This window comes from Pseudomonas sp. FG43, assembly GCF_057809175.1.
Window position 1 is genome coordinate 155,957 of record NZ_JBMDJL010000009.1, and the last position, 18,748, is coordinate 174,704.

16 protein-coding genes and 1 riboswitch are annotated in these 18,748 nt (G+C 59.7%); of the genes, 3 read left to right on the forward strand and 13 right to left on the reverse strand.

What is annotated here, in order from left to right; all coding sequences use genetic code 11:
- Positions 1–25: 25 nt before the first annotated feature.
- Together ACODS3_RS13225 and nac are read right to left on the reverse strand one after the other, a co-directional pair.
- On the reverse strand, positions 26–472 hold the full coding sequence (locus tag ACODS3_RS13225; protein WP_201019177.1) for an acetyl-CoA carboxylase biotin carboxyl carrier protein: 447 nt from the start codon (positions 470–472) through the stop codon (positions 26–28).
- Between the two features lie 105 nt (positions 473–577).
- The gene (gene nac / locus ACODS3_RS13230; protein ID WP_201019178.1) at positions 578–1,492 is read right to left on the reverse strand and encodes a nitrogen assimilation transcriptional regulator NAC; all 915 of its coding nucleotides are present in this window, start codon (positions 1,490–1,492) and stop codon (positions 578–580) included.
- 288 nt (positions 1,493–1,780) lie between these two features.
- On the opposite strand from nac, the gene ACODS3_RS13235 reads away from it, so the two are divergent.
- The 3 genes from ACODS3_RS13235 to ACODS3_RS13245 are packed head-to-tail and all read left to right on the forward strand — an operon-like array spanning position 1,781 to position 5,932.
- Positions 1,781–2,989 (forward strand): aspartate transaminase, encoded by a 1,209-nt coding sequence (locus ACODS3_RS13235; protein WP_201019179.1) that lies wholly within the window; start codon positions 1,781–1,783, stop codon positions 2,987–2,989.
- Positions 2,990–2,998: 9 nt separating this feature from the next.
- On the forward strand, positions 2,999–4,549 hold the full coding sequence (locus ACODS3_RS13240) for an MFS transporter (RefSeq protein ID WP_489034670.1): 1,551 nt from the start codon (positions 2,999–3,001) through the stop codon (positions 4,547–4,549).
- 51 nt (positions 4,550–4,600) lie between these two features.
- A complete protein-coding gene (locus ACODS3_RS13245) occupies positions 4,601–5,932 on the forward strand; it encodes an OprD family porin (RefSeq protein WP_201019181.1) in 1,332 nt (443 codons plus the stop codon).
- A gap of 255 nt (positions 5,933–6,187) precedes the next feature.
- On the opposite strand, the gene ACODS3_RS13250 is transcribed toward ACODS3_RS13245, so the two are convergent.
- The 11 genes from ACODS3_RS13250 to ACODS3_RS13300 all read right to left on the reverse strand — a co-directional run bounded on the left by ACODS3_RS13250 (position 6,188) and on the right by ACODS3_RS13300 (position 18,571).
- Positions 6,188–6,973 (reverse strand): putative hydro-lyase, encoded by a 786-nt coding sequence (locus tag ACODS3_RS13250; protein ID WP_489034672.1) that lies wholly within the window; start codon positions 6,971–6,973, stop codon positions 6,188–6,190.
- Positions 6,974–7,083: 110 nt separating this feature from the next.
- Positions 7,084–8,016 (reverse strand): LysR family transcriptional regulator, encoded by a 933-nt coding sequence (locus ACODS3_RS13255; RefSeq protein ID WP_489034674.1) that lies wholly within the window; start codon positions 8,014–8,016, stop codon positions 7,084–7,086.
- 148 nt (positions 8,017–8,164) lie between these two features.
- Entirely contained in the window at positions 8,165–9,166 is a 1,002-nt protein-coding gene (locus ACODS3_RS13260; protein ID WP_201019230.1) for a FecCD family ABC transporter permease, read from the reverse strand.
- Between the two features lie 14 nt (positions 9,167–9,180).
- Positions 9,181–10,152: an ABC transporter substrate-binding protein gene (locus ACODS3_RS13265; RefSeq protein ID WP_489034735.1), complete on the reverse strand. Its 972-nt coding sequence runs from the start codon at positions 10,150–10,152 to the stop codon at positions 9,181–9,183.
- A complete protein-coding gene (locus ACODS3_RS13270; RefSeq protein ID WP_304575087.1) occupies positions 10,146–10,928 on the reverse strand; it encodes an ABC transporter ATP-binding protein in 783 nt (260 codons plus the stop codon). Before ACODS3_RS13270 ends, ACODS3_RS13265 begins: the two co-directional genes overlap by 7 nt.
- A 52-nt stretch (positions 10,929–10,980) precedes the next feature.
- A complete protein-coding gene (locus ACODS3_RS13275) occupies positions 10,981–13,122 on the reverse strand; it encodes a TonB-dependent receptor (RefSeq protein WP_489034676.1) in 2,142 nt (713 codons plus the stop codon).
- A 108-nt stretch (positions 13,123–13,230) separates the two neighbouring features.
- A riboswitch (cobalamin riboswitch) is annotated at positions 13,231–13,436 on the reverse strand.
- Between the two features lie 112 nt (positions 13,437–13,548).
- Positions 13,549–15,954: a TonB-dependent siderophore receptor gene (locus ACODS3_RS13280; protein WP_489034678.1), complete on the reverse strand. Its 2,406-nt coding sequence runs from the start codon at positions 15,952–15,954 to the stop codon at positions 13,549–13,551.
- Between the two features lie 82 nt (positions 15,955–16,036).
- Positions 16,037–16,975: a FecR family protein gene (locus tag ACODS3_RS13285; protein ID WP_489034680.1), complete on the reverse strand. Its 939-nt coding sequence runs from the start codon at positions 16,973–16,975 to the stop codon at positions 16,037–16,039.
- On the reverse strand, positions 16,972–17,502 hold the full coding sequence (locus tag ACODS3_RS13290; RefSeq protein ID WP_201005272.1) for a sigma-70 family RNA polymerase sigma factor: 531 nt from the start codon (positions 17,500–17,502) through the stop codon (positions 16,972–16,974). The genes ACODS3_RS13285 and ACODS3_RS13290 overlap by 4 nt, the downstream gene beginning before the upstream one ends.
- Positions 17,503–17,648: 146 nt before the next feature.
- Complete coding sequence (locus ACODS3_RS13295) at positions 17,649–18,134, reverse strand: GNAT family N-acetyltransferase (protein ID WP_201005271.1); 486 nt, start codon at positions 18,132–18,134, stop codon at positions 17,649–17,651.
- A gap of 38 nt (positions 18,135–18,172) precedes the next feature.
- Entirely contained in the window at positions 18,173–18,571 is a 399-nt protein-coding gene (locus ACODS3_RS13300) for a hypothetical protein (RefSeq protein ID WP_201005436.1), read from the reverse strand.
- Positions 18,572–18,748 lie beyond the last annotated feature (177 nt).

The window sequence follows — 18,748 nt, forward strand, 5'->3', positions numbered from 1 at the left end:
GATACCTGAAAAATGTGCGTCGGGGTCAACCGATACGGAACAAGGGTTGGCCGGCTTCGACTTCCGTGCCACCGTCCACCAGAATCGCTTCGACGATGCCTGAGCGACTGGCCTTGAGCGGATGGAACATTTTCATGGCTTCAATGATCGCCAGAGTCTGTCCTGCTTCCACGCTATCGCCGACCTGTACAAAGGGCGCTTCACCCACTGCCGGGGTCAGGTGCAAGACGCCGTAGAGGCTGGCCTTGATCTCGCCTTTGGCGGGCGCAGGAGCGGTGGCCTTCATGGCCGGTGCCGATACGCTGGCTGTCTTGCCGATTGCCGCCCTGGCGGATATCGAAGGTGCCTGAACGACATTGCCCGTGGCTTCCTTGAACAGACGCAGGGTGCTGTCACCTTCCGTCAGGCTGAGCTCGATCAGGTCGGACTCTGCCAGTAACCCGATCAGTGCCTTGATACGTTCTTGATCCATACCCTTGCCTTTACCTATGCCGCTTGCCGTATTGAATGAATTTCAATCTAACGAGGGCCGCGCAGGACCGCCAAGACGGTTTGGCTGTGGGGTGATAAGGCTCGCTTATGACCCGGGCTCGGTCTGGTTACGCAGTTCTGCCACCAGTTCCAGGAGGATGGCTTTCACTGCCTGAGCAGGCACCGACAATGGCAGGTGACCGGACAGACACAACGCCAACGGTGCCTGAATGCCGGGTTCGATAATGCGCAACATGCGCGCACCTGTGGCGGCAACGAGCACCTTGGCGGCCGACTCGGGAAGAATCGTCGAGCCGAAGCGCTCGGCCACGGCGGCAGTCAGGGTTGCCGAGGACTCCACTTCAGCCACCACTCGGGCGCTGAGGCTGATGCCCAGAAACGCTTCGTCTACCAGTTTGCGCATGATGTTGTAGGGGCGCGGCAGCAGCATCTCCATGGTTGCGAGTTCTGCCAGGGCTATTTCATCACGTTCGTCCAGGTGTTCGTCTGCGCTGACCAGATACAGGTTTTCCCGCAGCAGGGGGACGAAGCTCAGGCCATGCACTTCGCGCCCGCCATACAAGACTGCCATGTCCATGCGGCCATTCATGATCAGTTCGCTGAGGGTGGTGCCGAAGTTTTCATTGAGGTACAGCAGAATCCCCGGATAGCGCTCGCGAACCCGGCGCAGCAGCGGCAGGGCGAGGGTGGACGCTGCCGTGCCCGGTGCCAGCCCGACCGAAACCTGGCCGGACAAGGCGTGGCCGGTGTCGTTCACATCACTGATGGCCTGCTCGCACTGACGCAGAATGTGCTGCGCATGACCGTACAACACCTTGCCCGCCTCGGTGGGCGTCACGCCGCGTTTGGTGCGGATCAACAATTGCTGATGCAGCTCGGCTTCCAGGGTCGCCAACTGCTGGCTGAGGGCGGGCTGCGCAATGTGCAGGACATCGGCGGCCTGGGTCAGGCTGCCGATGTCGACGATTTTCACGAAATATTTCAGACGACGGAGATTCAAGAGACGGACTCATGCTGGGGCTGACATCCCATGGGTCATAGCAAAAGACAGGCCATGCCGCGCAGCAGGCCGGACGCTATATATAAGCCTTTGCTATGGCGTGCTGATCAGCAGCCGGTTCTGCCTGCGTGAGGCGCAACAGTCCCGAGGCTGTTTCATTTTGGTGCGTTGCCGGTCTGCAAGCGGTCATAAGGACTTCCTATCAAACCAGAACGAAACGGTCTTATCCGCTCAACGATCCCGACTCGTAACGTAGAGCCTCGAATGTCACCTCCGAGGATTACGACCTTGAACGCCTCCCGCATCGCCGCCCGCGTGCAACGCATCAAACCTTCGCCAAGCAGCGCGGCTTCCGACCGTGCCAACGAACTGCGTCGTCAGGGCAAGTCGATCATCAATCTGGTCGTCGGCGAGCCCGACTTCGATACCCCCAAACACATCCGCGAGGCTGCCAGCGCTGCCATCGAGCGTGGTGAAACCCGCTACACGGCGAACGTCGGCACACTGGAGCTGCGTCAGGCCATTGCCGCCAAACTCGCCCGGGAAAACAGTCTGGATTACCCGGCTTCGCAGATCGTGGTGACCAGCGGAGCCAAGAGCGCCATCTTCAATGCCTTCGCCGCAACCCTTGGCGCAGGCGATGAGGTATTGATTCCTGCGCCTTACTGGGTCTCTTACCCGGACATGGTGCTGGCCTGTGAAGGCGAGCCGGTGACGCTGGCTTGCCCGGAAGAGAACGGCTTCAAGCTCACCGCCGAACAGTTGCGTGGCGCGATCACCGAGCGTACCCGCTGGTTGTTGCTCAACTCGCCGAGCAACCCGACCGGGGCCAGCTACAGCGCGCAGGAGTTGCGTGCGCTGGCTGACGTGTTGCTGGAGTTCCCCGATGTGATGCTGATGACCGACGACATCTACGAGCACATTCGTTTCGAGGGTTCGGATAACGCGCACATCCTGTGCGTCGAGCCTGACTTGCGTGACCGGGTGCTGGTCATCAATGGCGTCTCCAAGACCTACGCCATGACCGGCTGGCGGATTGGCTATGCGGCCGGGCCTGCCGATGTGATCAATGCCATGGCCACCTTGCAGTCGCAGTCGACCAGCAATGCCAGCTCTGTCAGCCAGGCGGCTGCGGTGGCAGCCTTGAACGGTGATCAGTCTTTCGTCAAAGAGAGCGTGAAGGTCTATCAGCAGCGTCGTGATCGCTGCCTGGAACTGATCAATGCCATTGACGGCCTGAGCTGCCTCAAGCCCGACGGCGCGTTCTATCTCTATGTGAACTGCGGGGCCTTGATCGGCAAGCGCGCGCCCGATGGCAAGCTTCTGGAAACCGACACTGACGTGGTGATGTACCTCCTGGAAAGCCAGGGCGTGGCGGTGGTTGCCGGTACAGCCTATGGCCTGGCGCCGTTCTTTCGCATGTCCATTGCCACGGCGCTGGAAACCCTTGAACAGGGTTGCTCGCGAATCGCCACTGCCGTTGCAGCATTGGTCTGAGGCGTACCGATGACGACTCAGGTAAGTGCCTTGAGCTTCAGGCAAGCGCTGTTGGCGATGCTTGGCATCTCGCTGGTGCTGATGCTCTCGGCGCTCGATCAGACGGTGATCGGCAATGCGTTGCCCAGCATCGTCGCCGAACTGCAGGGCTTTGAACTCTATGCCTGGGTCGCCACCGGTTATCTGCTGACCTCGATCGTGACCATTCCAGTGTTCGGTCGGCTGGGCGATTACTTCGGACGCAAGCCCTTCGTGATTGCGGCAACCATCGTCTTTACCCTGGCTTCACTGATCTGTGCGCTGGCCACCGACATGCTGGTGCTGGTGATCGGTCGGGCGTTGCAGGGTGTCGGAGGAGGGATGCTGATCGGTACGGCATTCGCCTGTATTCCCGAGCTGTTCCCGGATACCCGGCAACGGTTGCGCTGGCAGATGATGCTCAGTGCGCTGTTCAGTGTGGTCAACGCCATTGGCCCTGGTCTGGGTGGTTTGCTGACGGAGGCTTATGGCTGGCGTTCGGTGTTCTATCTCAACCTGCCGCTGGGTTGTATCGCGCTGTTCTTCGCCTGGCGCTACCTGCCGTATTACCGGCCTGTGCAGACCCAAGGCATTCGCCTGGACTGGTTCGGCGCGCTGTTGATCGCGGTCGCACTGGGCAGCCTGCAATTGGGTGTTGAGTGGATGGGGCATTCGAGCACTTTGCTCAGTGCATCCCTGGCCCTGATCTGCCTGATTTGCGGGGCGACGCTCTGGTTCTGGGAGCGGCGCTGCACGTCAGCGCTGTTACCACCGGCGATGTTCGCCGTATCGAGCATGCGCACACTGTTTCTACTGTCGGTGCTGGCCGGGGCGATCATGTTCAGCCTGTTGTTCTATCTGCCGCTGCTGCTGCAAGGCAGTTACGGCTACTCCCCGAAAGACGCCGGTCTGCTGATTACACCACTGGCCTTGAGCATCACCTTGGGTGCCATCGTCAACAGCCGCATCGTGACCCGCTTGAGCAACCCGAACCTGCTGCCGCTGGCCGGTTTCCTTGTCTTGCTGCTGGCTTGTGCCGGCCTGGCGCTGGCAGGGCGCAGTGCATCGTTCAATACCTTGTTGATGCTGATCCTGCTGGCGGGGGGAGGGCTTGGGTTCATCCTGCTCAACTTGACCGTATTCACGCAAACCCTGGCAGAACGGCAGTTTCTGGGCATAGCCACGGCCCTGATCCAGTCACTGCGGCTGGTCGGCGGCCTGCTGGGCACTGCGGTCATGGGGGTGTTGGTCAACCTGCTGTATGTCACCCATCTGAACCGGGCGTTTCTGGCGGCGGGCCAGGAAAGTTCGATTGCCCGTTATATCAATCCACAAGTGTTGCTGACCTCGACTTCCGATGATTCGGGCGAAGCCTGGCAACTGCTGGAACTGGCCCGTGAGGCATTGGCACGCTCGGTGGGGATCGGGCTGCTGATGTGCGCAGGCCTTGGGGTGATTGCGCTGCTGGTCCTGTATCGCTTGCCCGCGGTCAAGTTAGTTACCGCGCCGACTCTCGTTGCTCCTCAAAACAATAAAACTTAACTGCCTACTCCTGACTGCTTACAACACTTACTTACAGCAAAGGATATTTCGATGGAGCTTATCAATCGCTCGCCCCGTCTGGTGGCTGGTATTTGCGGTATGGTCATGGCCCAACAGGCATTCAGTGCCGGTTTTGTAGAAGACAGCAAGGCCAGTGTGCTGGCCCGTAACTTCTTCAGTAATGCCGATAACCGCAGCGGCGCGGACAACCCGAACTACACCCAGGAGTGGGGGCAGGGTTTCATTCTCGATTTTCGTTCCGGTTATACCCAGGGGCTTGTAGGGTTTGGTGTCGACGCATTGGGCATGGCCGGTTTTCGTCTGGACTCCGGCAAGGGCCGCCATTACAACCCGACCAGTTCAGCGTTCAACGGCAACGTGTTCCCTACCGACGGCGATGGCCGTGCCGTCGATGAATTCGGCAGTGTTGGCCTGACCGCCAAGGCACTGGTTTCCAAGACCGAGTTCCGTTACGGCACGCTGGTGCCGATGTTGCCGGTGGTGATGTCCACCGATCGCATGTTGCAACAGACTTTCAATGGTGGCCAGGTTCAGTCCAAGGATATCGATAACTTCACCTTCACATTGGGTCAACTGGAACATGTAAAAGGTCGCGGGTCGAGCAACCAGATGGGCATGTCCATTCCCGGCGCGAATAACGCCCGTACTGGCGAGTTCGTCAACAAGTTCTATTACGGTGGCGTCGATTACAAACCCACTAAAGACCTGACCTTGCAGTATTACTACGGCAACCTGGAAGACTTCTACAAACAGAACTTCCTGGGCGTGAAATACGATATTGCCGTCGGGCCTGGCACCTTGCGTTCCGACCTGCGTTATTTCGATAACAAGTCCGATGGCGCCAACGGCAATGATCCGGCGTTCTACACCAACGGCTATTACGGCGGAGGTGTGGTGAAAGGCAAAGTGGACAGCCGCCTGTCCAGCGCGCTGTTCACCTATCTGGTCAGCGGCCACACCATTGCGGCGGGTTTCCAGCAGGTCAGCGGCGACAGCGATGCTGTATGGCTTAACCAGGGCGATGGCTCTACGGCGTACTTCATGACCGAATCCATGATCGGCAAATTCCAGCGTGCCGGCGAAAGTACCTGGCAGGTTCGCTATGGCTACGACTTCGCTCAGGTGGGCGTTCCGGGCCTGACCTTCATGGGCATGTACGAAAGCGGCTCGAACATTCGCACGGTCAATGGCGACCAGAAAGAATGGGAACGCAACCTGACCCTGGGCTACGTGGTGCAATCCGGCCCGCTGAAGAAACTCGGCGTCCAGCTGCGACATGCCTCGCTGCGCAGCGAAGTGGCTTCCCAGCGTGACAGCGATGAGCATCGCGTGATCGTGACCTATCCGCTGGATATCCTCTAAAACTTCGTGGCACACCTAAGAGGCTGATTTCAAAGATCTGGTGGCCGGGCTCGCAATCCGTGGGAGGGGGCCTTGGCCGCGACAGTATGTGTGACAGGCGCTTCAAAATGTATTGCCTGTATGCTGGTCGTCGCGGCCAAGGCCCCTCCCACAAGTGATTGGGATCTTAAGTGATCGGCATTACTTCTACTGCGGTGCTGTCAAACCGCAACTGGCCCTATCGCCAGCAAGCTGCCTTCTACACGTACGTCATTCTTAAAACACCGCGAGATGACTATTGAGTATATCGGTCACCACCATATGCCCCGGTTTGTGAGTGATGGCGAATGAGGGGCGTGCGCTGCGGATCGCTTGTTGAGGGGTTACGCCGCAAGCCCAGAACACCGGAATTTCGCCTGGGCGGATAATCGAGCGTTCGCCGAAGTCGGGTGCATCGACATCGCGGATGCCGATCTGGGACGGATCACCCAGGTGGACGGGCGCTCCATGGACACTCGGGAAGCGGGAGGTGACCTGCACCGCCCGGATGGCCTGTGCCGGTGTCATCGGACGCATGCTGACCACGGTGGTTCCGCCGAAACGTCCTGCCTTGCCATTGGCAATATTGGAAACGTACATCGGGACATTGGTGCCCTGTTCGATGTGGCGAATCGGTATGCCTGCATCCAGAAGCGCGCCTTCAAAGGAAAAGGAGCAGCCAATGACAAAACCTACCAGATCATCGTTCCATAGCCCTTCCAGGCTCGAAACTTCATCAACCTGTTCACCGTCGCGGAATACGCAATAAGCCGGGACGTCGGCCATCAAGTCCACGCCGCCCAGTTCAGGAACCCGGCTGTCTCCAGGTTCGGTCATCCCGATAATCGGGCAGGACTTCGGGTTGAGGCGGGCGAATCGCAAGAACTCGTCTGCGTATTCACGAGGCAGAATGGCCAGGTTTCCCTGGGTGTAGCCGGGGCAGACGTCTGCGGTGGGGCCGGTATGACGGCCAGCTCTGACGGCTGCGCGAAACTCGGCGGGGTTGGTCCAGGACGTGCTCATCGTGAAGACTCCAGCATTACGAAGTAGGGGAGTCATTCTTTGAGCAGCTTGCAGGCAGTGTCTATCCAACAATAATCGCCATGCCTGTTCAATTTAACTGAACAGATACTTTATCCATGGCTGATGATCCAGTGTTCCCCCTGGCGTTTACAGTAAGTACGGCAGACCTTGTGCACGATGTCTGCGACGCCTGATACCAGCGCAGGCGCATTCTTCATATGGGATGTAGCGATCTTGAACGAGGGGGGGCTGGGAAGCGGGAGTTCTTGCAGTTCGCCATGTTCCAGGCTGTCCTTGACCAGAATGCCCGGCATGATTGCTACGCCGACACCTTCTTTCACCAGCGATACCAGCGCTGCCAGGGAAGGGGAACCGGATATTCGCAGCTCACTGGCCAATACCCCGTGCTCCGATGCCAACTGGTGCGCGATGGTAACTGCGGACTCATAGGGGGCCGAGCCACGCATTTGCGTCAGCATTTGCTTGCTCAATACTTTGCGCACCATATCCCGTGTCGGCACAGCACGTGGGCGTGCAACCCAATGAATGGGCAGCTCTGCAATCGGTTTGGTAATCGCAAACGGATTATCGCCATCATCGGCAATGACCCGGATGATCAGGTCGACTTCACGTCGCATCAACTGCTCTTTCGAGTTTGAAGTCAGTTCAACGGACAGGTCGATGGTGACATCGGGCATTGTCCGGCTCATGAGTTTCATGAAGTCCGGTAGAAATGTGTGAACGACTGTCTCGATTACCGCAATCCGGATCCGGCCCTGCTCTTTTGCTGGAGAGCTGGCCGCACGCTGAAAGGCCTGCGTGGCTTCCAGCAGGCGCTCGGCATGAGGTAGCAGGCTGGCGCCTTGAGGCGTTATCTGAAGGGTCTTGTGGTCCCAGTTGAAGAGCACAAGACCCAGTTCGGCTTCCAGCTTGCGCACACGCATGGAGATAGCGCCCGGTGTGGTATGCATCTGCTTTGCAACCTGACGAACACTGCCCACATGGGCCAACAGGATGAAGGTCTCAACGAATCGTGTATTCATGAAGGTCACAACCTTGTGCGGACAATCCCGCATGCACACCACATGGCCTCTGTTCAGTAAATCTGAACAGAGGTAGCTGCCTGTTCTCTGCTGTCGGGCTATTGAAGCATGAAACGCATGATCTGGTGAGAGGGCGTTTGCTCAACCCCTATCGGCGTATCAGCAATATGAAAAACACACCGCCAATGGCCGCCGTGGCGATACCGATGGGCAGGTCCTGTGGCGCAATCAGGGTGCGGGCCGCGACGTCCACCCAGATCATGAACAATGCCCCAAGCAGGGCGCTGACCGGCAGCAGCCTGCGGTGCTCGGCTCCGACCAGACGACGCGCCATGTGCGGCAGCATCAGGCCGACGAAGCCGATGGCACCGGAGAGTGAGACCAGCACGCCGGTCAGCAATGAGGTGCTGACGAACACCTGCCAGCGTACATGTCGGGTGTTGAAACCCAGGCTCACGGCAGTCTGTTCGCCACTCATCAAGGCATTGAGGGCGCGGCTCAGGCTCATCAGGACGACAAAGCCACTCAGTACGCAGGCACCCGGCAGCCATAGCAATTCCCAGCGCGCCAGTCCCAGACCGCCGAGCATCCAGAACATCACGGAGTTGGCGGCATGCTGATCGCCGGTGTAGAGCAGCAGATTGACCAGAGCCATCAGCACGAATGACACCGCGACCCCTGACAGCAACAGGCGCTCGCTTTCCAGGCGTCCTTGCCGGCTGGCGATGGCCAGTACCAGCAACATACTGCCCAGTGCGCCGATGAAGGCGGCCAGCGGCAGGCTGAATACGCCAATGAATTCCCCCAGATACAACACCGCGACCACAGCCCCAAGAGCAGCGCCGGAACTGACGCCCAACAGGTGCGGATCAGCCAGCGGATTGCGGGTCACCGCTTGCAGAGCCGTACCGACCAGCGCGAGACCTGCACCCACCAGCGCCCCGAGCAATACCCGTGGTGCGCGGATCAGCCAGATGATTTGCGTCTGACCCTTGCTCCAGTCCACTACGGCATCGACTCCGGCTTGTTGCAGAACTATGCCCAGTACTTTGGCCAGCGGCACCCGTGCCGGACCGAAGCCCAGGGATATCAGACACGACAGCGCCAGCAGAACGAACAGAGTGCCGATCAGCCAGCGATAACCGGCCACGCTGCGTATCGGTTTCACAGTTCGCTCCCGCCAAACAGCTCGGGATGCAGCGCCTCGGCCAGTTTTTCGATGGCTTCAGCGTTATCGACCGAAGGCGTTACGGCGACATAGGGCAGCACCACGAATCGTTTCTGGCGGATGGCTTCGACACTGCTCAAGGCTGCGTTCTGCAAAAGGAAATCGCGTTTGTGCTGCCAGGAGGTCGGGCCGTAATCGACGATCACGATCACCTGCGGGTTGCGTTCCACCACGCTCTCCCAGTTGACCTGAGTCCAGCTGGCGGCGATATCGTCCATGATGTTCTGGCCCGCAGCCGCTGTGATCAAGGCCTGAGGCATGCCCAGTTTTCCTGAGGTGGCGGGCCGGTCTTCACCTCTGTCATACAAGAACACACGGGGGCGTTGCCGGACCTGGCTCAGTCTGGTCGTGACCTGTGCAACCCGTTGTTTCAGAGCCTCGATCAGCGTATCGGCGCGTTCCTTGACGTCGAAGATTCGTCCCAGGTTGTGCAGGTCGCGGTACAGATCGTCCAGGCTGGCTTCGCGCCGGGTCATGATTCGCGAACAGGATTCGCTCAACTCGTAGACGGAAATGCCGAGCGGTTGCAGGGTTTGCGGCGTCACCGGGCCACCGACGCGCATACCGTAACTCCAGCCTGCAAAGAAAAAGTCGGCATTGGCATCCAGCAGGTTTTCCACCGACGGGTAGCGTTCTGCCAGTTCGGGAAGGCCGTCCAGAGCCTCGCGAAGTGCCGGGTCGAGGGTTTTCCAGCCGGTGATGCCGGTGTAACCGACCATGCGTGGTCGCAGGCCAAGGGCAAGCAGCATGCCGGTCAGATTGATGTCGTGACTGACTGCCCGCTGTGGCGGTTGCTCGAAAGTGACCTCGCGCCCGCAACTCTGTACGGTCAGGGGGAAGTTATCCGCGGCAGCGGCCAGGGGCAGGGCGGCAAGCAGCATCAGGCAGGCCAGGGCTCGGGTCATGATGGGCTGATCCAGGTAATGCGTGGATGAGGTGCCAGTGGATGGGTATCCACCAGCGCGTGGACACCAAATATGTGCAGCAGCCGTTGCTCGGTCAGGACCTCGGTCGGCGTGCCACTGGCAACGATCCGGCCCTGGTCGATGACATACAACCGGTCACAGAAAGCCGCAGCCAGATTCAGGTCATGAAAGCTGGCCAGCGTGCTGAGTTTCAGTTGCCGCAAATAGTGCAGCAGTTCCAGTTGGTAACGGGGATCGAGATGGTTGGTGGGCTCGTCGAGGATCAGCAGGCCAGGTTGTTGCACCAGTGCGCGGGCCAGCAATACGCGCTGTTTCTCGCCGCCCGACAGGGATGCGAACAAATGCCCGCTGAGCCCATGCAGGCCCACCTGGTTCAAGGTCTTGTCGATCAGGGCAAGGTCTTCGGCGCTTTCGCCGTCGAACCAGCCCTGATGAGGTGTACGCCCCATGGCCACGACATCCTGTACGGTCAGGCCGAACTCCTGCGGGAACTCTTGCATCATCACGGCCATGCGCTGAGCGCTCCAGCGGGGCTTCTGTTGCCAGATATCCTGCCCGTCGAGGTGCAGCGAGCCGCTGTCCGGTTCGTTGAAACGGTAGGCGCAACGCAACAGGCTGGTCTTGCCGCTGCCATTGGGGCCGATCAGCCCGACGAACTCGCCTTGTGCGATGTGCAGGTCGATGCCTTCAAGTTGCCAGGGTTTGCCCTGACTATGTGGCGGTGCCCAGTTCAGGCGATGGATATTCAGGGTGGACATGCTCGATTTCCAGGCATGCTGGCGACAGGTTGCAAGCCTGCCGCCAACTGGATCAGAAGCTGTAATCAGCCGTGACGAAGAAGGAGCGAGGTTCGCCCATCAGCCATTGTTGCCCATTGTTGTACTGCGCCGCGGCGTAGCGTCGGTCGAGCAGGTTGTTCAGTTGCAAGCCAAGGCGCACATCGCGCTGCACCTTCCAGCCCAGGTTGGCATCCAGCACCGTGTAGCCCGGTATCGAGGTGGTATTGGCGGTGTCGGCATAGCGTTTATCCACATAGCGCAGGCCCATGCCGGCATCCAGGTCTTCGTTCAGTGCCTTGCTCACCCACAGATTGGCGGTTCGGCGCGGGACGTCGGTCGGGCGATTCCCGGCGCGGGACACGACCTGCCCGGAAACGCTTTCGTCGAAATCGTCGTACTCGGCACGTACCAGCGCAGCGTTGGCCGATACGTGCCAGTTATTGGCAAGTGCCAGTTCCAGAGAAGCTTCCAGGCCGTCGGACGACTGCTGGCCGACCTGTTGTGTCAGGCGGGTCACCGGGTCGATGGCCAGGAGCTTTTTCTTGACGATGTGATAGGCCGCCAGGGTCCATTCGCCACTGCCATCCCAGAACTGTTGCTTGAGGCCGAACTCGGTCTGTTTCGCTTCGGTCAGGTCCATCTGCTGCTGGGTCGGGTTCATGCTGATGAGGTTGCTGACGCCGTCTTCACTGGTGGAGTACTGGCCATACAGGGACAGTTGATCGGTCACGGCAAACACCAGGCCTGCGCGCCAGTTACCGCCGGTGAGGCTTCGGTCGCTACGGGTATCGGTACGCAGGGCGTTGCGGTCCAGGTGGTTCTGGTCGCGGCGGATGCCAGTCACCAAGGACCAGCGGTCTGACAGTTGCAGGCGGTTTTCGGCAAACAGGGCAAAGGTGCGCGTGGTGCTTTCGGTCAGCGGCAGGAAGGGTGACTGGCTCTGGAAATCACCGGATGCCGGATTCCATGGGTCTATGAAGTCACCACCGATATCGGTGTAAGGCGAATTGTTGGCGACGTCGAAACGAATCCTGTTGTATTCGGCTCCGACCACCGTGCGGCTGTCCAGGCCGAACAGCGAATGGTTGAATGTGAAACTCTGGCGGTCGCCGATCTGCTCCTGGTCGTGCTTGATCTCCAGGTAGTCGCCACGCAACAACTGACCCTGAGCGCTGCTCCAGCTATAGACTTCGGCGTTGCGCCAGTGGCGGCGGCTCTTGATGTAGTAGAGCTGGTTGCTGGCGCTGACGTTATCGTTGATGGTCCAGTCGGTGTTCAGGCGGGTCCATTCATCGTTGTAGCGTTGCACGGCATTGCGCAGGTTGTAGTTCTTGTCGCGCAGGCTGTCGCGGTAGTGGCCATTGATCAGCGGTGTGCCGAAGTAGTTCATCGGCTCGCTGTCGCCACGTTCATGGGCGAGGGTAAAGCTCAGGTCATCGGTGGCTTGCCAGCGCAGGGCTGCGCTCATGGCCAGGCTGCGGGAATTGCCGTTATCGACCCAGCCATTACTTTCCAGCTGGTTCAGCGTGAGGCGATAGCTCAGGGTGTCGCTCAGCGAACCGCCGCTGTCGAGGCCCAGTTGCTGACGGTCATTGGAACCGTAACCCAGGTGCAGGCGATTGCGGATCTCGCCCTCGAAAGGTTTTTTCGGCACCACGTTGATCACGGCGCCGGTAGCGCCTTCGCCATAAAGTACTGAAGCCGGGCCACGGATCACGTCGATACGCTCGACCATGAACGGGTCAACCGGGAAGGTCTGAGTACCTGCGCCGGTATACAGGCGCGAGCCGTCGAACAGGGTCATGACCGAGGAATGCCCCGTAAAACCACGTGCGGACAACGCGGTATTGCCATCGCCAGGCGTTGCGATGCTGGTGATGCCTGGCGAACGGGTGACCGCATCCTGAACGGTGAGGTTATTGCGGCTTTCGATGATCTGGCTGTCGAGGCTGCTGGTACTGGCCGGGGTTTCCAGTGCCGTGAGGTTCAGGCGCGAACCGGTGGGCGTCGGGGTTGCCAGATCGGTTACTGGCGTATCGGCGCTGCCAGTGATTGCGACCGAGGGCAGTGCCAGGGTTTGCTCGTCAGCAGCCCACGCATGGGACGGGAGCGCGAGAAGGCTGATCTGTAGCGAACGATTCGCCAGGGATTGAAGCAGGGAAGAACGGGACATGCGATTCCAGCCAATCAGGAATGAATGAATCCCGGAGGGAACAACGCATAGGGAATCGCGGGCGCAAAAAGCCCGCGAAGACCGGCCTGCGCCCGCCCACCGCGGGTTTGCCAAACAAGGTTGCAGGCCGGTCTCCGGGCTTGCGAGGGTCATGAAGCATTCACCTTCCCATGCCTTGGCACAGTGGTCTGTCGAATGCTTCGCTCGCTTACCGTTGCGGGGGCAGCGCCGGACTGATCACTGGGAGTGACGCACCGGCTTCCCGTTTAATCCCATGCACGGCGGCATGGGACACCTGAAACTGGCGCGCATCAGATCATTGAAGCTGGAAAGCGTCAATGGCTGATGTGGGTCGAGCGTCAGGGGGTTCGCGAATGAATTCGCTCCTACGCAGCCCGTGTAGGAGCGAATTCATTCGCGAAGAGATCACCACCGATAACTGACAGCCCCCACCAGACTACGGGTATCGCCATAGCGGCATGAGTTGGCGCAGTACAGGTATTTCTCGTTGGTGAGGTTCTGTGCCTTGGCGCTGACTTGCCAGTTGTCGTCCAGGTCATAGCTGATTCGGGCATCGAACAGCGTATAGGCCGGGATCTTGCGGTCAGTGACGCTGGGCGAGGTGTGGGTGGTGCCGACATAACGCACGCCGCTGCCAATCGACAGGCCATTGAGGCCCATCGAGTCGAAACGATAATCCAGCCACAACGAAGCGTTATGGTAAGGCGTGCCTTCGATACGCGAGCCTTCGAGCACCTCATCGTTATCCTTGATGATATGGGCATCGGTGTAGGCATAGGCGGCGTTCATGGCCAGTTGCGGGGTCAACTGGGCCTTGGCTTCCACTTCAAAACCGGTGCTGCGCTCCTTGCCGGTCTGCTCGTCGAAGTCCGAGCCGGCAATCGAGGTGATGACGTTGCTCTGGGTCAACTGGTAGACCGCAGCACTGATCATCATCTCCCGGCCAGGAGGCTGGTAGCGGATACCGATTTCATACTGCTCGCCCTCGGTCGGCAGGAAGGCATCGCCATTGGCGTCGGTACCGGACGAAGGCAGGAAGGACTGGCTATAGCTGATATAGGGCGCCAGACCGTTTTCGGCCAGATAGACCAGCCCGATTCGTCCAGTAGTCTTGCTGTCGTCAGTGGTGCTGCGCGAATTGTCACGGTAGTTGCGGGTGCTGTTGTCGGCCCAGTCCTGTCGCATGCCGATCATCAGCAGCCAGCGATCATCGAGTTTCAGTTGTTCCTGCAAATAAATGCCGAGCTGATGGCTGTGCAGGTCCGAGCCGCTGTCGATGTTGCGGTTCACGTTTGGCAGGTTGCCATAGACCGGGTTGGCAAGGTCCAGCGCCGGTGCGCTGCCGCTGAAACGATGGCTGTCGTAGGTCTTGCGGTAGTAGTCCAGGCCGCCCAGCAGGGTATGTTTCCAGCGCCCGCTTTCCAGATCCAGTTGCAGGCTGCTGTCACTGGTCCAGCCGGTGGCAATGTCTTCGCGTGAGTTGTAAGTACGCGACAGGCTCGACAGATTGGCGCCGCTGATCCGGCTGTTGTTCAGGGTGATGTAGTCATAGTCGGTGCGCGACTCGAAGTAGCGTGCCGCGTGCCGCAGTTGCAGGTTGTCATTCAGGCGTTGCTCGAACAGATAGCCGAAGGTCTGCAAGGTGCCATCGTAGTCGTCGAAATCCGGCTCGCCCGCAAACAGGTCATAAGGCACTTTGTAGCCTGGGGTCGAGCTGAAAGTGGTTATGTCATAGCGCATGGGCGGCGTCAGGCTGGTCCGGGTACGCTGATGGCTGGCGAGCAGGGTCAGGCGGCTGTCGTCGTTGATCTGCCAGGTCAGTGCCGGGGCGATGTAGTGCTTGTCATCGTCGATGGCGTCGTACTGGGTGCCGCTGTCGCGCACCAGCGCTGTGAGGCGATAGCTGAAACGGCCTTCTTCATCGAGGCGTCCGCTGTGATCGGTGGAGAGTTGCTGCCGGTCATGATTGCCGTATTCCAGGTTGATTTCATGCAGCGGATCGAGTGTCGGCCGCTTGCTGATGGCGTTGATCAGCCCGCCGGGCGCCAGTTGCCCGTACAGCACCGAAGACGCGCCCTTGAGTACTTCCACACGCTCAAGGCCGTAAGGTTCCTGGCCTCCTTCAAACTGGGTACTTTGCATTTTCATGCCATCGCGCATCACACCGCCCGTGCGCGGGCCGATATCGAAACCACGCATGCGGTAGTCGTCGGCCACGCGGCTGTAGCCGTTCGGCTGGCTGATCACGCTGGTGTTGTAGTTGAGTGCGTCGGCGAGGCTGTCGTGCTTGCGCGCTTGCATTTCTTCACGGGTGATCACCGAAACCGACTGGGGAATCTCCATCAGGGAAGTGTCGGTCTTGCTCACGGTCGCGCTGCGTTGCGCGACCCAGCTGTGAGCCGGCCCCCAGGCGTCCTGTGCATGGCTGGCAGCGCTTACATTGATGTCCGAAAGCTCCATGGCCGAAGTCTCGGGGCGTGGCTCGATGCTCAAGGTGCCGCTGGGCGTGATGCTCAATTGCAGGGGCAAACCGCGCAGAACCTCGCTCACGGCCTGTTCGACACTGTAGTGACCGCGTAATGGCGCGGCTGTCAGGCCGCGAGTCAGCGTTGCGTTAAACGCAATGTTGCGCCCGCTCTGGCGAGCGATACTGGTCAGGGTTGCATCCAGAGGGCCGGCGGGCAGGTCCAGTTCCATGAGTTGCTGGCGGGCGGTCGAGGGCTGGGCCGAGCCATCGGCCGCGCTGTCCAGGGTGGTGAACGCCAGGGCAAATGCCAGCGGTGTCAGAGTCAAGCGCAGTGGTCGGTGCATGGCAGCATTTCCCGTTTGGGTAGTCGATGCCAGCTATGTGACGCGAGCGGCTCTGAAATTAAGGGGGGGTGGAAAATATTTTTCAGCGCAGGCTGATTTGCGTCCACCAGCCGAAGTGTTTCTCGACTTTTACCGGCAGCACTTCCTGCAACGAGCGCAAGGTCTGGCCACTGTCGTCCAGAGTGAAGACGCCTGTGACCCGCAGCGCTGCGGCATCCGGCTCGATGCGCAGCAGGCCGGGGTGATAGTCTCGCAAGGCTTCGATGACATCGGCCAGTGACTGGTCATGAGCTTCCAGCAAGCCATCTCTCCAGGCGTTTTCGCTTGCCAGGCCAGGGTCCAGAATGTGAATGCGTCCGCCATGCAGCCGCGCGCCCTGGCCCGCTCCCAGCACGTGAGTCGCGCCGCCCGGTGCCGTGAGTTGCACGCGGGACTCCTGCACCCAGACATGCGTCCCGTGCTCATGCAGGCTGACCGTGAAGCGTGTGCCCAATGCTCTGGCTTCGCCAAAGGCGGTGCGAATGGCCAAGGGACGTTGCGGGTCTGAGGCAACCTGAATGCTGAGTGCGCCTTCATGCAGAGTGAGGGTGCGCTGCCTGTCATCGAAGGCCATGTCGACCCGACTTCGGGCATTGAGCAGCACCTGACTGCCATCGTCCAGAGAGAAAGGACGACGCTCTGCCAGCCCGGTGTAGAGATCCCCTCGACTCCATGGCAGCAGCCCGTTGCGTTGCAGCCACCAGCCGCCGATGCCCAAACCGGTCAGCCCCAATGCGCCGCGCAGCCATTGACGACGGGTTTGCCCGGACTGGTTCAAGACCTGGCGCGACAATGGCGGAAGCCCGGTGAATGCTTGTCCGACACGCTGCTCAAGCTGAGCCCAGGCATCGCGGTTTTCCTGGCTGCTCTGTAGCCATTGCTGAAAGCGCTGACGTTGGGTGTTGCTGATGCTGCCGGAGCGTTGCAGGGCCAGCCACTCGATGGCTTCGGCGACAGAAGGCGACAGTCGCTGGCTGTTCATCGTTGCTCCAGCGCCAGGTAGCAAAGCCCCAATGCCTTGACGACGTATTGATGAACCCGTGGCGCGGAGATGCCCAGAGTACGGCCGATTTCGGCATAGGTCATGCCGTCGAGCTGGCTATACAGAAAGGCACTGCGGCCTATGGGCGACAGGCCATCCAGTATCTGATCGAGAGTGCTCAATGCTTCCAGTGCCTGTACCTGTTCTTCGGCAGAAGGTTCGTAGCCCTGAGGCTGCTGCGCCAATACTTCCAGATAGGCGCGCTCCAGATCGCGCCGTCGCCAGGATGCAAAGATCAGCCGTTTGGCAATCGTCGTCAGCAGCGCCCGTGGTTCACGAATGGTTTGGGGCTCTGGCAGGGCGACCACCTGGGCGAAGGTTTCGGCTGCCATGTCCGCCGCATCGTGATGACAACCCAGGCGCGCACGCAGTCGCTCCTGCAACCAGCCATGATGGTCGCCGAACAACTGTTGCAGAACACGGTTACGCACGCTCAGGCGCCGGGCATCGGGAGAGGAGGGTGTCATGTCACTAAAGTTAATGAAAATTATTATCAAATGATGCCGATTCGCCGCATTGATTGCAACAAACTGCTAGCGCTTGCTGAAACGGGCAGGTATTCAATTGAAGAGCCCGACATTGCGTCGGGCCTGGTTCCAGCTTGATAACGAGGTTATTCGTCACCCTTGGCAAAGCTCAGCAGCGCGTCGCCTTCCATGCGATAGCGCACCCACTCGTCCTGAGGTGCCGCGCCCAATGCCTTGTAGAACTTGATGGCCGGTTCATTCCAGTCCAGCACGCTCCACTCGAAACGGCCGCACTGATTGGCAACGGCTTCACGGGCTATATGACGCAACAAGGCGCGCCCGGCACCGATGCTGCGGTTTTCTGGCGACACGTACAGGTCTTCAAGGTAGATACCGTTGCGGCCCAGCCAGGTGGAGTAACTGTAGAAATAGACGGCAAAACCTACCGGCTTGTCGTCATGCAGACAGATCAGGGCCTTGGCAGGTGCATTTTCGGCGAACAATGAACGGTGAATGTCTTCGACAGTGGCAATCACTTCATGGCGTGCGCGTTCATAGATGGCCAGTTCAGTGATGAAGGCAAGGATCTGGCTGGCGTCGTCGGGGCGGGCAGGGCGAATTTCGAGGGGCACAACAATTCTTCCTTATTGGTATGAGCCGGCATCATAGCTCAGGCATCACGCAACAAGTCATGGGCGTTGAGCAGTTCCCAGGCAATCTCCGGGCGTTTTTCCAGACCACGGCGAATCGCCGCCGGAATCGACTGGCGGGTCTTGCGACACAGGCCGGTCTTTTCGGGAATGAAGATGCTTATCCCGCGCATGGTGCGCACCTCATTGAAGCCCGGCGCGATCTCCACGCTGATACCCAGTTGCTCGTGAATCTTGCCTTGCATGCGCTCAAGGTCGCCGAGGCTTTCGATACGCTCCAGGCGCTCAAGCAGGCGTTTTTCTTCTTCGCGGGTAAGACGCAGAATGCGCCGATCGGCATCGGGAGCGTCCAGCCGTTCGCGCTCGCAGATACAAGCACCGGGCGGACAGGGGTTGCGGATCGGGGGCGAGGTGTTCATCGGCGCAGCATAGCCATTCACGAGTGCTTCTGGCCATAGGTGGCACAGCCTTCTGTCGAGCGTTGCCTGTCGCCATGAATTCGTTTTTGTCGGGCAAAGGCTTTATCCTGCATGGCTTATTGATATTGCTTATTCAGCCTGTCGCGCGTCATTCATGGCAGGGTTGGTACGAACAGG

Coding starts and splice junctions, on each gene's coding strand:
- ACODS3_RS13225 (WP_201019177.1), bottom strand. CDS start 472: ATGGATCAAGAACGTATCAAGGCACTGATCGGGTTACTGGCAGAGTCC.
- ACODS3_RS13240 (WP_489034670.1), top strand. CDS start 2,999: ATGACGACTCAGGTAAGTGCCTTGAGCTTCAGGCAAGCGCTGTTGGCG.
- ACODS3_RS13245 (WP_201019181.1), top strand. CDS start 4,601: ATGGAGCTTATCAATCGCTCGCCCCGTCTGGTGGCTGGTATTTGCGGT.
- ACODS3_RS13250 (WP_489034672.1), bottom strand. CDS start 6,973: ATGAGCACGTCCTGGACCAACCCCGCCGAGTTTCGCGCAGCCGTCAGA.
- ACODS3_RS13255 (WP_489034674.1), bottom strand. CDS start 8,016: ATGAATACACGATTCGTTGAGACCTTCATCCTGTTGGCCCATGTGGGC.
- ACODS3_RS13270 (WP_304575087.1), bottom strand. CDS start 10,928: ATGTCCACCCTGAATATCCATCGCCTGAACTGGGCACCGCCACATAGT.
- ACODS3_RS13275 (WP_489034676.1), bottom strand. CDS start 13,122: ATGTCCCGTTCTTCCCTGCTTCAATCCCTGGCGAATCGTTCGCTACAG.
- ACODS3_RS13280 (WP_489034678.1), bottom strand. CDS start 15,954: ATGCACCGACCACTGCGCTTGACTCTGACACCGCTGGCATTTGCCCTG.
- ACODS3_RS13285 (WP_489034680.1), bottom strand. CDS start 16,975: ATGAACAGCCAGCGACTGTCGCCTTCTGTCGCCGAAGCCATCGAGTGG.
- ACODS3_RS13290 (WP_201005272.1), bottom strand. CDS start 17,502: ATGACACCCTCCTCTCCCGATGCCCGGCGCCTGAGCGTGCGTAACCGT.
- ACODS3_RS13300 (WP_201005436.1), bottom strand. CDS start 18,571: ATGAACACCTCGCCCCCGATCCGCAACCCCTGTCCGCCCGGTGCTTGT.